Annotated in this window: 12 protein-coding genes; 5 read left to right on the top strand and 7 right to left on the bottom strand. The window is 74.1% G+C overall.

Going from position 1 to position 15,239, the window contains the following annotated elements; translation table 11 throughout:
* Positions 1-82 precede the first annotated feature (82 nt).
* The 5 genes from ftsH to dacB all read right to left on the bottom strand — a co-directional run bounded on the left by ftsH (position 83) and on the right by dacB (position 7,318).
* Entirely contained in the window at positions 83-2,137 is a 2,055-nt protein-coding gene (gene ftsH / locus AB0P03_RS31795; RefSeq protein WP_363586576.1) for an ATP-dependent zinc metalloprotease FtsH, read from the bottom strand.
* Positions 2,138-2,365: 228 nt separating this feature from the next.
* Positions 2,366-2,920: a hypoxanthine phosphoribosyltransferase gene (hpt, locus tag AB0P03_RS31790; RefSeq protein WP_063348252.1), complete on the bottom strand. Its 555-nt coding sequence runs from the start codon at positions 2,918-2,920 to the stop codon at positions 2,366-2,368.
* Positions 2,921-2,990: 70 nt separating this feature from the next.
* Positions 2,991-4,118 (bottom strand): tRNA lysidine(34) synthetase TilS, encoded by a 1,128-nt coding sequence (gene tilS, locus AB0P03_RS31785; RefSeq protein WP_363586575.1) that lies wholly within the window; start codon positions 4,116-4,118, stop codon positions 2,991-2,993.
* A 290-nt stretch (positions 4,119-4,408) separates the two neighbouring features.
* Entirely contained in the window at positions 4,409-5,584 is a 1,176-nt protein-coding gene (locus AB0P03_RS31780; RefSeq protein WP_363586574.1) for a zinc-dependent metalloprotease, read from the bottom strand.
* Between the two features lie 102 nt (positions 5,585-5,686).
* Positions 5,687-7,318 carry a D-alanyl-D-alanine carboxypeptidase/D-alanyl-D-alanine-endopeptidase gene (gene dacB, locus AB0P03_RS31775; protein WP_363632091.1) on the bottom strand — a complete coding sequence of 544 codons (1,632 nt, stop codon included), beginning with the start codon at positions 7,316-7,318 and terminating at the stop codon, positions 5,687-5,689.
* A 76-nt stretch (positions 7,319-7,394) separates the two neighbouring features.
* Between dacB and AB0P03_RS31770 the strand changes: the two genes are divergently transcribed.
* Together AB0P03_RS31770 and AB0P03_RS31765 are read left to right on the top strand one after the other, a co-directional pair.
* On the top strand, positions 7,395-7,886 hold the full coding sequence (locus AB0P03_RS31770; RefSeq protein WP_063348256.1) for an inorganic diphosphatase: 492 nt from the start codon (positions 7,395-7,397) through the stop codon (positions 7,884-7,886).
* A gap of 215 nt (positions 7,887-8,101) precedes the next feature.
* Positions 8,102-8,770, top strand: a complete 669-nt coding sequence (locus AB0P03_RS31765; protein ID WP_363586572.1) for a biliverdin-producing heme oxygenase — start codon at positions 8,102-8,104, stop codon at positions 8,768-8,770.
* 94 nt (positions 8,771-8,864) lie between these two features.
* On the opposite strand, the gene AB0P03_RS31760 is transcribed toward AB0P03_RS31765, so the two are convergent.
* Both AB0P03_RS31760 and AB0P03_RS31755 read right to left on the bottom strand, forming a co-directional pair.
* On the bottom strand, positions 8,865-10,520 hold the full coding sequence (locus AB0P03_RS31760) for an HtaA domain-containing protein (RefSeq protein ID WP_363632090.1): 1,656 nt from the start codon (positions 10,518-10,520) through the stop codon (positions 8,865-8,867).
* 57 nt (positions 10,521-10,577) lie between these two features.
* A complete protein-coding gene (locus AB0P03_RS31755) occupies positions 10,578-12,128 on the bottom strand; it encodes an HtaA domain-containing protein (protein WP_363632088.1) in 1,551 nt (516 codons plus the stop codon).
* Between the two features lie 251 nt (positions 12,129-12,379).
* On the opposite strand from AB0P03_RS31755, the gene AB0P03_RS31750 reads away from it, so the two are divergent.
* From AB0P03_RS31750 to AB0P03_RS31740, 3 genes are read left to right on the top strand one after another with little or no spacing between them, the layout of a single operon-like run.
* On the top strand, positions 12,380-13,339 hold the full coding sequence (locus AB0P03_RS31750) for an ABC transporter substrate-binding protein (protein WP_363632103.1): 960 nt from the start codon (positions 12,380-12,382) through the stop codon (positions 13,337-13,339).
* On the top strand, positions 13,336-14,397 hold the full coding sequence (locus AB0P03_RS31745; RefSeq protein WP_363586567.1) for an iron ABC transporter permease: 1,062 nt from the start codon (positions 13,336-13,338) through the stop codon (positions 14,395-14,397). Before AB0P03_RS31750 ends, AB0P03_RS31745 begins: the two co-directional genes overlap by 4 nt.
* Positions 14,394-15,209 (top strand): heme ABC transporter ATP-binding protein, encoded by an 816-nt coding sequence (locus tag AB0P03_RS31740; RefSeq protein ID WP_363586566.1) that lies wholly within the window; start codon positions 14,394-14,396, stop codon positions 15,207-15,209. Before AB0P03_RS31745 ends, AB0P03_RS31740 begins: the two co-directional genes overlap by 4 nt.
* Positions 15,210-15,239 lie beyond the last annotated feature (30 nt).

Raw genomic sequence — 15,239 nt, 5'->3', positions numbered from 1 at the left:
GACTTTGCTGAACAGCACGGATGCCGCGTCTCCAGGGTACAAACCCCGGTGACGCGGCATCCATTCCGTACGGTGCGCGGGATCAGCCCTCGGCGGGCGGCTCCGACGTCGGCAGCGGCGGGAGCTTCACGATGTCCACCGGGGCGGTGTCGATCGCGGCGGCGCCGTTGGTGAGCGCCAGCTCCTTCGGGGACTGCACCGGAGGCCGGGTGGACGGCGTGCGACGGGACGAGCCCGTCCAGGCCGGCCGGGCCGGGCGCTTCACGATCGTGGCGAAGATCTCCGCGATCTGCTCCTTGTTCAGGGTCTCCTTCTCCAGGAGCTCCAGAACCAGGTTGTCGAGCACGTCGCGGTTCTCGACCAGGATCTCCCAGGCCTCGTTGTGCGCGTTCTCGATGAGCTTCTTGACCTCTTCGTCCACCAGCCCGGCGACCTCTTCCGAGTAGTCGCGCTGGTGGCCCATCTCACGGCCCAGGAACGGCTCCGCGTTGTCCGAGCCGAACTTGATGGCACCGAGCCGCTCGGTCATGCCGTACTGGGTCACCATGGCCCGGGCGGTGGCGGTGGCCTTCTCGATGTCGTTCGACGCGCCGGTGGTCGGGTCGTGGAAGACCAGCTCCTCCGCCGCGCGCCCGCCCAGCATGTAGGCCAGCTGGTCGAGCATCTCGTTGCGGGTGGTGGAGTACTTGTCCTCGTCCGGCAGCACCATGGTGTAGCCGAGGGCCCGGCCGCGCGAGAGGATCGTGATCTTGTGCACCGGGTCGCTGTTGGGGCACGCCGCCGCCACCAGGGCGTGGCCGCCCTCGTGGTACGCGGTGATCTTCTTCTCCCTCTCGGACATGATCCGAGTGCGCTTCTGCGGACCGGCCACGACGCGGTCGATCGCCTCGTCCAGGATGCCGTTGTCGATCAGCTTCTTGTCCGAACGGGCCGTCAGCAGAGCGGCCTCGTTGAGGACGTTCGACAGGTCCGCGCCGGTGAAGCCGGGGGTGCGCTTGGCGACGGCCGAGAGGTCGACGTCGGGCGCGATCGGCTTGCCCTTCTGGTGCACCTTGAGGATGTCCAGCCGGCCCTGGAGGTCGGGGCGCTCGACCGCGATCTGGCGGTCGAAGCGGCCCGGGCGCAGCAGCGCCGGGTCCAGGATGTCGGGGCGGTTGGTGGCCGCGATCAGGATCACGCCACCCTTGACGTCGAAGCCGTCCATCTCGACCAGCAGCTGGTTGAGGGTCTGCTCGCGCTCGTCGTGACCGCCGCCCAGACCCGCACCGCGGTGCCGGCCGACGGCGTCGATCTCGTCGACGAAGACGATCGCCGGGGCGTTCGCCTTGGCCTGCTCGAAGAGGTCGCGGACGCGGCTGGCGCCGACACCCACGAACATCTCGACGAAGTCCGAGCCGGAGATCGAGTAGAACGGCACCCCGGCCTCGCCCGCGACGGCACGCGCCAGCAGGGTCTTGCCGGTACCGGGCGGGCCGTAGAGCAGCACACCCTTGGGGATCTTGGCGCCGACGGCCTGGAACTTGGCCGGCTCCTGGAGGAACTCCTTGATCTCGTGGAGCTCCTCGACCGCCTCGTCGGCGCCCGCGACGTCCGCGAAGGTCGTCTTCGGGGTGTCCTTGGTGAGCAGCTTGGCCTTGGACTTGCCGAACTGCATGACCCGGGAGCCGCCGCCCTGCATCTGATTCATCAGGAACAGGAAGACCAGGACGATGATGACGATCGGGAGCATCGACAGCAGCAGGCTGACGAAGGTGCTCTGCTTCTCGGGGCTGATGGTGTAGCCCTCGGCGAGCGTGCTCTGGTCGTTGTCGTTGATCTGGGCCTGGAGCTTGTCGGCGATCGCAACACCCTGGTCGCCGATGTACGAGGCCTGGAACTTGCTGCCGGACGGCGTCTTGCCGGTACCGGCGTTGGACAGCGTGGCGCCGTCCTTCAGCTGGATCTTGATCGTGTTCGAGTCACCAGTGGTGATCTGCGCCGACTTGACCTGCTTCGCGTCGATCGCCGCGACGACCTGACCGGTGTCCACCGTCTTGTAGCCGTTCGAATCCGAAACGACCTGCATCAAAACGATGACGGCGAGGACGGCCAGCACGATCCACATGATCGGCGCACGGAAGTATCGCTTGACGTCCATCCATGCGGGGCGTTGCCGCCCCGTCCCTCCTGCCACTCAGCGGCGCCGCGGGCTGGGTGCCGCCGGCGCATCCTGGTCGGTGCTCATGTGAAGAGCGGTTTTAATGGACCGTACCGCAGTCGCACCCGCCCATGGCGGGAGCGCAGCGACACGGCCGTCGTTCTTGGTCCCCCCGGTCCAACGGGCGGGAACCGGCTCCTGTTCCCACCCGTAGCCCGAACGGAGCCCTCAGCCCCCGTAGACGTGCGGGGCGAGCGTCCCGATGAAGGGCAGGTTACGCAGCTTCTCCGCGTAGTCCAGGCCGTAGCCGACCACGAACTCGTTCGGAATGTCGAAACCGACGTACTTCACGTCGATCTCGACCTTGGCCGCGTCCGGCTTGCGCAGCAGGGCACAGACCTCCAGCGAGGCCGGGCCGCGCGAGCTCAGGTTGCCCAGCAGCCAGGACAGGGTCAGACCGGAGTCGATGATGTCCTCGACGATCAGGACGTCCCGGCCGGCGATGTCGGTGTCCAGGTCCTTCAGGATGCGGACCACGCCGGAGGACTTGGTGCCCATGCCGTAGGAGGACACCGCCATCCAGTCCATGGTGACCTGCGAGTGCAGGGCCCGGGCGAGGTCGGCCATGACCATCACAGCCCCCTTGAGGACGCCGACGATCAGCAGATCCTTGCCTGCGTAGTCCCGGTCGATGCGCTCGGCCAGCTCCAGGAGCTTGGCGTCGATCTCGTCCTTGCTGATGAGCACCTTCGCGAGGTCAGCGCCCATGTCGTTCTGGTCCACCGGGGATACGTCCTCAAACGTTCGGGGTCTGTGTGGCCGGCGGCCGACTACCCCGGGACATGCCCGCCCGTCAGTCGCCCTGCCGCCGAAAGACCAGCGTGCCACACCTGCGGGTGGCCTCGACGCCCCCGGGTAGGTGCAGCGGCCCCTGGCCGCGCCATCCGGTGACCAGCAGGTCGATCGTCTCCAGGTGCCGCGCGAACAGGTCCCCGGCCGGGCAGCCCGCCCGCAGCGCGGCCCGGCGCAGCACCCGGCGGCGGACCGCGGGCGGGAGCTCGGCGAGTTTCACCGCGTCCAGGGCGCCCTCACCCGTCCGGAGGTCGCGTTCGGCCAGGGAGGCCCACTGGTCGAGGGCGTCCGCGTCGTCGCGGAACAGCCGGGCGGTGCGGGCCAGCGCCTCGACCACCCCGCCGCCCAGGTGCTTCTCCAGCACCGGCAGCACCTCGTGCCGGACCCGGGAGCGGGTGTAGGCGGGATCACAGTTGTGCGGGTCGTCCCAGACCGGGATCGCCTGGGCGGAGCAGGCCTGCCGGGTGGCCGCCCGGTCCAGCTCCAGCAGCGGGCGGCGGTAGCGGCCCTTCTGCGCCGGCATCCCGGCCAACGAGCGGGAGCCCGAACCGCGCGCCAGGCCCAGCAGCACCGTCTCGGCCTGGTCGTCCCGGGTGTGGCCGAGCAGCACCGCGAGCGCGCCGAGCCGCTCGGCGGCCGCGTCCAGGGCCGCGTAGCGGGCGTCCCGGGCGGCGGCCTCCGGGCCGCCGGACCGGCCGACGCGCACCGGGATCGCCTCGACCGGGTCCAGGCCGAGCGAGCGCAGCCGTTCGGCCACCTGGGCGGCCCGGTCGGCGGAGCCGGGCTGCAGGCCGTGGTCCACGGTGACGGCGCCGACCCGCAGGCCGATCTTGGGGGCTTCGAAGGCGGCGGCGATGGCCAGCGCCATCGAGTCGGCGCCGCCGCTGACGGCGACCAGCACCAGCGGCGAGCCGGGGGCGGCCGGGGTCCGGGGCAGTCCGGACGGGTGCCGGGCGGCGTTGCCGATCAGGGTGGTGCCGACGGCGGCGCCCACCAGGGGCGCCCCGGCCGGACGCTGGCGGGGCTCACGCACGGGCGCGGTGAAGGTGGTACCGGCCTCGGCGGCGAGGTCGGTGAGCGTGCGGCGGACGGCCAGGCGTATCGCTGCGACTGCGGGGTGTGGACCCACGGCGGACGACTCCTCGACGGAGGGGACAGGACGGCGGCTCGCGCGGCGGGGCCGCGCAGCTTCATGAGCGCCCTGTTACCGGGCGCTCACAGATGGTGGCAGAAAGGAGCACCCCGCTACGCCACCCGCGCCACCGGTACGACCACCGTCCCACGTTCGGGTGAATGGAGAAACGTATCTTCACCCTCCGTCTGCCCGATTGGACCACTCGTACGAGCGGGTTTGACCACCACCGACCACCGCCCGGCGCTTGGGGTCCGAGCCCCGTCCGAGCCCCGTCCGTGCCCGCCTCAGCGGGCGACGCGGGCGACCCAGGCGGCCGGATCGTGGATCTCCTCCTTGGTCGGCAGCGTGTTCGGGGAGGTCCAGACCCGGTTGAAGCCCTCCATGCCGACCTGCTCCACCACCCCGCGCACGAACACCGCACCGTCCTGGTACTGGCGCAGCTTCGCGTCCATCCCGAGCAGCCGGCGCAACAGCAGGTCGAGCCGGTTCGCCCCGCGGTCCCGGCGCTGCTGGAACTTCTCCCGGATCTCCGCCACGGTCGGCACCACCGCCGGGCCGACCCCGTCCATCACCACGTCCGCGTGGCCCTCCAGCAGCGACATCACCGCCGTCAGCCGGCCCAGGATCTCGCGCTGCGCCGGCGACTGGACGACCTCCATCAGCCCCGCCGACGGCATGCCGTCCCGGCCCCCGGCACCCGGCAGCCCGCCGCCGAGCGAACCCGCCGCGTCCCGCAGCCGCTCCAGCAGGGCGCCGGGGTCCACGTCGGTCTCCGCCAGGAAGGACTGCACCTCGGACTGGATGTGGTCGCGCAGCCACGGCACCGCGGTGAACTGCGTCCGGTGCGTCTCCTCGTGCAGGCAGACCCAGAGCCGGAAGTCGGACGGGTCGACGTCCAGCTCCCGCTCGACGTGCACGATGTTCGGCGCCACCAGCAGCAGCCGGCCCGGCCCCGGGCCCTCCGGCCCCAGCCGGGGCTTGTCGAACAGCGCCGCCGGGCTGTCCGGGGCCTCCAGCGAAGGCTCCGCCGGGGCGAAGGTCTCGTACTGGCCGAGCACCTTCCCGGACAGGAACGCCAGCAGCGCGCCCACCTCGATCCCGGTGGCCTTCTCCCCCACCGCGCCGAACACCCCGGCCGTCGGGCTGCTCGCCCGGCGCGCCTGGAGCTTCTCCACCAGCGGCTGGACCACCGTGCGGAAGCCGGCCACGTTCGCCCGCACCCAGCCCGGGCGGTCCACCACCAGCACCGGCGTCGCGGTGGCCGCCGTCAGACTGCTCGACCGCATCCCCGTGAACGCCCGGACGTGCTCCTCGGCCTCCAGCGCGTGCCGGCGCAGTTCGGCGACCACGGCCGCCGCCTCCGCCCGACTCACCTCCGGCCCCGGCCGCACCAACCTGGTCGCGGTTGCGACCGCGAGATTCCAGTCGACCATGCCAGCACCGCCACTCGCGCTCGTCATGCCCTCACCGTACGTGCTCCCACCCACCAGCGGCAGCCACCCGCCACGAACACCCTCACCCCGCCCCCGGCGGGGCGGGGGCCGCGGGCGGGCGGGGGCGGGTCAGTGGCAGCCGCAGGCGGCGAGGCGGGCGGCGATGCGGTCCATGGCGGCGCGCGCGGTGTCGGCGGGGGCGGTGGTGCGGGTCATGACGGCGAAGGCGAGGAGGCGGCCGTCGGCGTCGACGACGGTGCCGGCGAGGGTGTTGACGCCGCTGAGGGTCCCGGTCTTGGCACGGATCAGGCCGGCCGCGTCGGCGGCGCCCGAGCCGGTGCCGTAGCGCTTGCCGAGAGTGCCGGTGAAGCCGGCGATGGGCAGGCCGGTGAGGACCGGGCGCAGGGTCGGGTGCTGGTCGGAGGCGGCCAGGGCGAGGAGTCGGACGAGGACGGCCGGCGGGACGGCGTTGCCCGGGTGCAGTCCGCTGCCGTCGTTCAGGGACACGCCCGCCATCGGCACGCCGAGCTTGGCGAGTTCCCGGGTGACGGCGGTGGCGGCGCCCTCGAAGCTGGCCGGTTGGCCCGCGGCGAGGGCCGCCTGACGGGCCATCGCCTCTCCGATCTGGTTGTCGGAGGTGGTGAGCATGCGCTCGACCAGCCGGGCGACGGTCGGCGAGTCCACCCGGCCGAGGACGGGGGCGGCGGAAGCGGCCGGGGCGGCGGCGGGCCTGGCCGTGCCGTCGACGGTGACGCCCTGGGCCTTGAGCAGAGCGGCGAAGATCTCGGCGGCCTTCCCGGCCGGGTCGGCGACCCGTGCCGGCGCATCGTCACGGCTCTTGGGGTCCACCTTGGCCTCGTCGACCATCAACGGGACGACCAGGGCGATGTTCTGCCCGTCGTGGTTCTTGTGCTGCGGGTTGCCCGCGTACATCGACAGGTCGTAGTCGAGCTTGACGGTGGTGGTGCCGGCGGCCTTGAGGGCGGCGGCGGTCTGCCGGGCCAGGGCGTCGAGCGAGGCGGGGGCGGTGTCGGCGTCGGCCGCCCGGCCGCCGATCTGGACCTGGTCGGCGGGCAGTGCGGTGAGCGTCGGGTCGCCGCCGCCGACCAGGGTGATCGTGCCGGGGTCCGCGCCCCGGACCACCCGGGTGGTCAGCCGGGTGTCGCCGGGGATCAGCGACAGGGCCGCGATCGCGGTGGCCAGCTTGGTGGTGGAGGCGGGGGTGGCCGGGGTGTTCTCGCCGGAGCCGTACAGGAGTTGGCCGTCGGCGGCGTCCGCGACGGCGAAGGTGACGGTGCCGAGGCTCTTGTCGGCGACGGCGGCGGCGAGCGCCTGCTGGAGGCCCTGGGCGGTGGGTGCGGCGGCGGGGCCGCCGGCCTCGACGGTGGCCAGGACGGCGCCGGGGGCGGGGGCCGGGCGGGCGCCGCCGCCCGGGGCGGGGGCCGAGCCGGTGGGGCCCGTGGAGCCGGTGCCGGTGGGCGTGGAGCCGCCGGTGGTGCCGGGGGCGGTGAGCTGTTCGCCCGGGCGGGTGGCCGGGGTGTCGCCCGGCCTGGGCTTGCCGTCGCCCCTCCCCCGGCCGCCCTTCCCGCCGTCGCGGCCGTCGCCCTCGCCGTGCTCGGTGCTGTGGCCGCCGGGGCCCGGGGAGGGCTGCGCGTACGCTCCGCCCGAGGTCAGGACCGTTCCGGCGACCAGCAGGGCCGCTCCGAACAGTCCCGCGGCCGTCCCCCTGCGGCGGCGCGCCGCCCCGACCCCTGTTCCCACCGACCGGCCCCTTTCCTGAGCACTCACTCCCGTAGGAGACACTTGGATTCTGTCAGTCCCTACCTTGGAGGAACCGTTGGAATTCGACGTCCTTATCGAAATCCCGAAGGGCTCTCGTAACAAGTACGAGGTCGACCACGAGAGCGGCCGGCTGCGGCTCGACCGGATGCTCTTCACCTCGACCCGCTACCCGGCCGACTACGGCTACGTGGAGGGCACGCTCGGCGAGGACGGCGACCCGCTGGACGCGCTGGTGATCCTGGACGAGCCGACCTTCCCGGGTTGCCTCATCAAGTGCCGTGCCATCGGCATGTTCCAGATGACCGACGAGGCCGGCGGCGACGACAAGCTGCTGTGCGTTCCGGCCACCGACCCGCGCTGGGAGCACCTGCGGGACATCCACCACGTGTCGGAGTTCGACCGCCTGGAGATCCAGCACTTCTTCGAGGTCTACAAGGACCTGGAGCCCGGCAAGTCCGTCGAGGGCGCCAACTGGGTCGGCCGCGCCGAGGCCGAGGCCGAGGTCACCGCTTCGATCAAGCGTCTGGCGGAGCAGGGCGGTCACTGAGCCGTCGTTCCGATCTCGTTCGATCAGATAGTTCTGAGCAGTTCGAGGTAGGTCGGGGCAGCCGGAGGCCGGGGTTCGCGGATTCGTCCGCGGGCCCCGGCCTTCGCCGTGTCCGGGGCCGGGCGCGGCCGTCTTGCCGACAGCCTGTCGGCAAGGCGGCTTGTTAGGTTAGGCTAACCAAAACAGTCGGGGCCGAATCCGATCCTGGAGGCCGCATGCCCACGCCCGAGCCCGTCCCGTTCTCCACCGCGCTCCGCACCGCCAGCAGCGAGGAGCACGAGGCTGCGGAGCAGTCCTCGTTCATGAGCCACCTGCTGGGCGGACGGCTCGGGGTCGAGGCCTACGCCGACCTCACCGGCCAGCTCTGGTACGTCTACCGGGCCCTGGAGAACCGCGCCGGACACCTGGCCGAGCACCCGCTCGCCGGGCCCTTCATCGACCGGGCGCTGCTGCGCACCGCCGCCATCGAGCGCGACCTGGCGCACCTGCGCGGGCCGGACTGGCGGGACGGCCTGGCGCCGCTGCCCGCCACCGCCGCGTACGTCGCGCGGGTGGAGGAGTTGGCCGAGACGTGGCCGGCCGGGTACATCGCGCACCACTACACCCGCTACCTGGGCGACCTGTCCGGCGGTCAGATCATCCGCGGCATCGCCGAGAAGACCTGGGGCTTCGAGCGCAAGGGCGACGGCGTGCGGTTCTACGTCTTCGAGGAGGTCGACAATCCGGCCGCCTTCAAGCGCGAGTACCGGGCCCGGCTGGACGCCGCCGGGCTGGCGATGGACGAGGTGGAGCGGCGCCGGGTGGTCGAGGAGTGCAAGCGGGCCTTCGTGCTCAACGGCGCGGTCTTCCGGGACCTGGACGCGCGCTACCCCCTGAGCGCCTGAACGTTTCTCCTGAGGCGCACCCGCCCGGGTGCGCCAACGGATCGGCCCCGGCGAGCGGTTGCTCGCCGGGGCCGCCGCGCGTCCCGGGGGTGCGTCAGGAGCGCGCGCCGCGCCGGTTGCGCACCAGCACGGTGGCGCTGCCGCCGACCAGCAGCAGACCGGCCGCGGTGGCCAGCAGCGGGACCACCGGGGTCTCCGAACCGGTGGCGGCCAGCACGCCGCCCGCACCGCCCGCGCTGCCCGCACCGGTCAGGCCGCCGCCGGTGGTCAGCGAGGCGCCGCCGACCGTGCCGGTGCCCGAACCCTGGCCTCCGGCAGGCTGGTTGGCGCCACCGGCACCGGCACCGGACCCGGACCCGGCGGTCGGCGGGGTGGCCGGCAGCTTGGCGTCCTTGTCGAACGCCAGGGTGGCGCTGACCGGGTCCAGGGCCGTGCCCGCCGGGTAGTTGGAGAACACCGGGACACCCTCGGCGGTGAGCGTGGCCGGGACGCCGGAGAGCGTCACCACGCCGTTGACCGGCTTCAGGGCGGAGGCGGGCACGTCCAGCTTGGCGATCCGCGCGCCGCTCAGCGACGTCGCCTTGCCGTCGGGGGACTTGCCGTTCACGTCGGCGGTCAGGAAGGCGCCGCCCTGGTCGATCGTCAGGCCCAGCTTGGAGAGCGTGGTGTCGAGCGCCCAGCCGTCCTTGCCGGGGTGGCCGAGGAAGCGGACCGAGCCGTCGAAGGCGGCGGTCAGCGAGTGGTCGGCGGTGTTGTAGCCGCCGGTGGCGCCGCCGAAGCGGTAGTCGGCCGCGCCGCCGCCGAACTCGACCTTGCCGCTCGCCATCGGGGTGGCCAGGTACGCGCGGAAGCTCTCCTTGACCGTCCAGTCGAGGGTACCGTTCAGCACGGGCAGCCGGCCGGGGGCGCCGGTGGGCGCCGGGGTCCCGGTCGCGGACGGGGTGGCGCTCGTGGACGGCGAGGCGGTGGCACTCGGCGACTGCGTCGCGGACGGCGTCGAGGTGGCCGACGGCGTGGCGGAGGGCGTGGCCGTCGGCGTGCCGGTGGCGGACGGCGAGGCGGTCGGCGTGCCCGTGGCGGACGGCGTCGACGTCGGGGTCGGGGCCGTCGGCGAAGCGGTGGCGGTCGGCGACGGCGTCGCCGGGCTCTGCTTCAGCAGCAGCGACAGCGGGTCCATGTCCGCCCCGGCCGCGTAGAAGCCCGCGAAGGCCTTGGCGCCCTGCTCGGTCAGCTTCGCCGCCGTCGGCACCCCGGTGGTGGTGTCCCGCCCGACGGTGAACGTCACCAGCGGCACGTCGTCCCGTCGGGTGACCTCGGTGGCGCCCATCGACTCCTTGGAGGCGGTGTCGGCGGTGAGCGTGCCGGTCGTCCCGGCGGTGGTGACCTTGAGGTCGCTGAGGGCGACGTCCAGCGCGCCGTGGTGGGCGGTGAAGCGGACCCCGCCGGTGAAGGAGGAGCTCAGCGCGTGGGTGGCGAGGTCGTACGTGGCGTTCGCCAGGCCGAAGTGGAAGGTGCCGTCGGCGTTGGTGGTGGCGCCGCCGGTCAGTTCGATGGCGCCGCCCTGGGAGGCCGGGCCGCTGACGTAGCTGCGGAAGCTGGCCTTCACGCCCCAGTCCAGCGAGCCGGTGTCGTACGTGACGCTGCCGGGACCACCCGCGCCGAAGGCCAGTGCGGGGGCGCCGAGGGCGGTCAGGCCGAGGCCGGCGGTGGCGGCCGCGAGGGCGGCCAGCCGGGTGCGGTTGCGGGACATGGTGGGTACTCCGTTCGGATGGGGCGGGGGGAGGGAGCGGGGGGACGCTCCGGGGTGTCAGGCCGCGTCGCCGGGGCCCGGCGCGGCACCGGGGCCGCCGTCGGCGCCCGCGCCCGACGCGGCGGCCGCGCGGCGGCGCCGGACGAGCAGGCCGCCGGTCACGGCGAGCGCGGCCACCAGCACGGCGCCGCCGGCCACGGCCGCCACCGGGAAGCCGCCCGGGGAGGAGGCGGCGGCGACGGGCGCGGCGGAGGGGCCGGTGGCGGGGGTCGCGGTGGCGCTCGGCGCGGTGGCCGGGGCGCTGCCGAGGTCGGGCAGCGGGGGCAGCGCGGCGGCCGGGTCGAGCGCGACGGCGAAGCTCAGCGGGTCCATCTCGGTGCCGGCCGGGTAGAGGCCGCCGAAGGCCTTGGCGCCGCCCTCGGTGAGCTTCAGCGGCACCTCGACGGCCTTCAGCAGGCCGCCCTCGGGCTTGAGGCCGGCCGGGTCGAAGGCGGCCAGCTCGACGCCGGTGAGCTGCTGGGTGGCGCCGTCCGGGGTCCGGCCGGAGACGTCCGCGACCAGTCGGCCCTGGCCTCCGGCCACGGTGACGCCCGGGTTGGCGAGGGTGAGGTCCAGGCCGTAGGTGTCGCCGCTGCGCAGGCCGGTGAAGCGCACGGTGCCGGTGAAGGCAGCGGTGAGGTCGCCGTTGGCGGGGTCGTAGCCGCCCTTGGCCGGGGTCCAGCGGAAGTAGGCGCCGCCGTCCGCCGCGCCGGCGCCGAGTTCCCAGCGGCCCTGGGCGATCGCGCCGGTGACGTAGTCGCGGAAGGTGCGGCGCACGCCCCAGTCGAGGGCGCCGTTCGCGAACTCGGTCCGGGCGGGGGCCTGGGCGACGGGCGGGGCGGTCGGGGTCTCGGCGGTCGCCGACGGCGTCGGCACGGCGGCCGCCGAGGGGGTGGCCGCGGCGGTCGGCGACGGGGTCGACGAAGTCGGCTGCGCGGCGGGCAGGTTGACCGAGAGGGTGAGCGGGTCCAGGGCCGTCCCGGCGGGGTAGAAGTTGCCGAAGGCCTTGGCCCCGGCGTCGGTGAGGGTGCCCGGCACGTTGCTGAGCGTCAGGGTGCCGGCCGCGCCGCGCAGGTCGACGCCGGCCAGTGAGAGCTCGGCCAGTTTGGCCTGGCTCGCGCTGCTGACCTGCCCGGTGTCCTTGGACTTGCTGCTGACGTCGGCGTACAGCCCGGCCGCGCCGCCCTGGACGGCCCGGACGGTGAGCCGGCCGAGGCTCAGGTCGAGCGCGTTGGCGCCGTTCTCCTGGTGCCCGGTGAACCGGACCCCGCCGGAGAAGGCGGCGGTCAGCGCACCGGTCGCCGGGTCGTAGCCGCCGGTCGCGGAGTGGAACCGGAAGGTGCTGCCGCCGACCGTGGCCGCGCCGCCGTTGAGCGTCCAACTCCCCTTGGCGATGGGCCCGGTGATGTATGTCAGGAAGGACTGCTTGATGCCCCAGTCCAGCCGTCCGCCGGCGACCTTGCCCTCCGCCGCGTGCGCCGGGCCGGGCGACAGGCCCACCGCCAGCAGGGCGGCGAGGGCGGCCACCAGGGTGGCGGCCAGACGGCGGAGCCGGCTGGACAGGGGCACGGCGGATCACTCCTCGGCGAGGTGCGGTCAGTGGCGGTGAAGGACGCGGCAAGGGAGGGGTCGGGCGTGGCGCCGACCCCCTTGCGGAACTCAGGTAAGGCTAACCTAATATATGAGTCAAGAGTCCCGCCGCGACCCCTCCACCAGGACCAGAGCGGCGACAACTCCCAGTGAAGGGAAGCGCGTTGAGCAGCAGTACGATCCGAACCGGGGCGGCCCGCGGGCCCGCCCTCCTGCTGCTCGCCCTCGGCCTGCTGCTCGCCCTCACCGCCTGCGGCCCGTCCGGCACCGCCGGCGGAGCGGCCGCGGCGAGCTCCTCCCGGGCCCCCGACGCGGTCGAACCGCTGCCCGTCGAGCCCGTCCCGCAGCTCCCGGCCACCACCGCCTCCGTCGACGGCCGCCAGGTCACCGTCACCAGCGCCGAGCGGATCATCCCGCTCAACGGCAGCCTCTCCGAGCTGGTGTTCAGCCTCGGCCTCGGCCCCAAGGTGGTCGCCCGGGACGTCTCCACCACCTTCCAGCAGGCCGCCGCCCTGCCGGTGATCACCCAGGCCCACGACGTGTCCGCCGAGGGCGTGCTGTCGCTGCACCCCACCGTCGTCCTCGCCGACCGCTCCACCGGCCCGGCCGAGGCCATCGCGCAGATCCGCGCGGCCGGCGTCCCGCTGCTCGTCCTGGACGACGCCAAGCGGCTCGCCGACGTCGGCCCGCGCATCGACACCGTCGCCGCCGCCCTCGGAGTCCCGGACGCCGGACGGCAGTTGAAGGAACGCACCGAACAGCGGATCGACGAGGCCAGGGCCGCCGCCCCGGCCGCCGCCCGCCACCCCAAGGTCGCCTTCCTCTACCTGCGCGGCAGCGCCTCCGTCTACCTGCTCGGCGGGCCCGCCTCCGGCGCCGGCTCGCTGATCGAGGCGGTCGGCGGCCAGGACGCCGGCACCGCCGCCGGCCTCACCGGCGACTTCACCCCGCTCACCAGCGAGGCCCTGGTCAAGGCCGCGCCCGACGCCATCCTCGTGATGAGCAAGGGCCTGGACTCGGTCGGCGGCGTCGACGGCCTGCTCAAGCTGCCCGGCGTCGCCCAGACCCCGGCCGGCCTCGACCGCCGGATCGTCTCGATCGAGGACGGCCAACTGCTCAGCTACGGCCCGCGCACCCCCCAGGTGCTCCGCGAGATCGCCGCCCAGCTCTACCCGGCGGACGCCAAGTGACCACCGCCGTACGGGCGAAGACCGCGCCCGCCGTCAGCAGGACCACCCTGATCACCGCCGGGCTCGCCGCCGCCCTGGTGCTCTGCGCCCTGCTCGCCGCCGGCATCGGCGCCTACCGCATCCCGCTCGGTGACATCCTGGCCTCCGCCGCCCACCGGCTCGGCCTCGGCGGGCACGCCCTGGACCGGGTGCCCGAGTCGGTGCTGTGGAACGTCCGGCTCCCCCGGGTGGTGCTCGCCCTGCTCGTCGGCGGCTCGCTCGGCTGCGCCGGGGCGCTGATGCAGGGCGTGTTCGGCAACCCGCTGGCCGAGCCCGCCGTGATCGGCGTCTCCTCGGGCGGCGCGGTCGGCGCGGTGGCCTGCATCGTGCTCGGCCTGGACGCCCTCGGCAGCTGGACGATCACCGCCTTCGCCTTCGCCAGCGGCCTGCTGACCGTCTTCGCGGTGTACCTGATGGCCCGCTCCGGCGGCCGCACCGAGGTGGTCACGCTGATCCTCACCGGGGTCGCCGTGAACGCCTTCTGCGGCGCGCTGATCGGGATCTTCCTGTTCACCGCCGACTCCGCCGCGATCAGCCAGGTCACCTTCTGGCAACTCGGCTCGCTCTCCCAGGCCACCTGGGGCAAGGTGCTCGCCGTCCTGCCGTTCGCCGCCGTCGGCCTGGCCGTCGCCCCGCTGTACGCCCGCAAGCTGGACCTGCTGGCCCTCGGCGAACGCCCGGCCCGCCACCTCGGGGTGGACGTCGAGCGGATGCGGCTGGTGCTGATCACCGTCGTCGCGCTGCTCACCGCCGCGGCCGTCGCGGTCAGCGGCATCATCGGCTTCGTCGGGCTGGTCGTCCCGCACCTGCTGCGGATGCTGGCCGGGCCCGGCCACCGCTTCCTGCTGCCCGCCTCGGCGCTCGGCGGCGCGCTGGTCCTGGTGGCCGCCGACCTCGCCGCCCGCACCGTCGCCGAGCCGGCCGAGCTGCCGCTCGGGGTGCTCACCGCACTGATCGGCAGTCCGTTCTTCTTCTGGCTGCTGCGCCGGACCAGGAGTCGGCAGGGAGGCTGGGCATGAGATTGCGAACCCCCCGGCAGGTGCCCGAACGGCCCCTGCCCGGAACCGAGTTGCTGACCGCCGAGACCGTCCGGCTGACCATCGGCGGGCGCGCCCTGCTGGACGGCGCGTCGGTGCGGGTCGCCGCCGGAGAGGTGGTCGCGCTGCTCGGGCCGAACGGCGCCGGCAAGTCCACCCTGCTGTCCGTCCTGGCCGGCGACGTCCGGCCGGACGGCGGCGAGGTCCGGCTGCGCGGCCGCCCGCTGGCCGGCTACGGCGCCGCCGAGCTCGCCCTGCACCGCGCGCTGCTGCCGCAGTCCGCCGCGCTGTCCTTCCCGTTCCCCGCCGACGAGGTGGTCCGGATGGGCCGCGCCCCCTGGACCGGCACGGCGTCCGCCGCCGAGGACGAGGCCGTGGTCGCCGAGGCGATGGCCGCCACCGAGTCCGCCGCCTTCGCCGGGCGCCCGTTCACCGCGCTGTCCGGCGGCGAGCGGGCCCGGGTGGCACTGGCCCGGGTGCTGGCCCAGCGCGCGTCGCTGCTGCTCCTGGACGAGCCGACCGCCGCCCTGGACCTGCGCCACCAGGAGCTGGTGCTGCGGGTCGCCAGGGAACGCGCCGCCGCCGGGGACGGCGTGGTCGTGGTGCTGCACGACCTGTCCCTGGCGGCGGCCTACGCGGACCGGGTGGTACTGCTGAACGCCGGGGCGACGGTCGCGGACGGGCCGGTCGCCGAGGTGCTGCGCGCCCCGCTGCTCAGCGAGGTGTACGGCCACCCGGTCGAGGTGCTGGCGCACCCGCGCACCGGGGTGCCGCTGGTGCTGCCCGAACGCTGACCGGGCGCGGGGCCGGCGCGGCGGGGCTGC

The organism is Kitasatospora sp. NPDC088779 (assembly GCF_040685395.1).
Lineage (GTDB): Bacteria > Actinomycetota > Actinomycetes > Streptomycetales > Streptomycetaceae > Kitasatospora.
Note: the sequence above shows the minus strand (reverse complement) of the source record. Positions and strands in the feature narration are given on the sequence as shown.

Bases quoted from the DNA above. Each gene is read 5' to 3' on its own strand.
- AB0P03_RS31765 (WP_363586572.1), top strand. From the start codon at position 8,102: ATGCCCACGCCCGAGCCCGTCCCGTTCTCCACCGCGCTCCGCACCGCC.
- ftsH (WP_363586576.1), bottom strand. From the start codon at position 2,137: ATGGACGTCAAGCGATACTTCCGTGCGCCGATCATGTGGATCGTGCTG.
- AB0P03_RS31780 (WP_363586574.1), bottom strand. From the start codon at position 5,584: ATGACGAGCGCGAGTGGCGGTGCTGGCATGGTCGACTGGAATCTCGCG.
- AB0P03_RS31760 (WP_363632090.1), bottom strand. From the start codon at position 10,520: ATGTCCCGCAACCGCACCCGGCTGGCCGCCCTCGCGGCCGCCACCGCC.
- AB0P03_RS31740 (WP_363586566.1), top strand. From the start codon at position 14,394: ATGAGATTGCGAACCCCCCGGCAGGTGCCCGAACGGCCCCTGCCCGGA.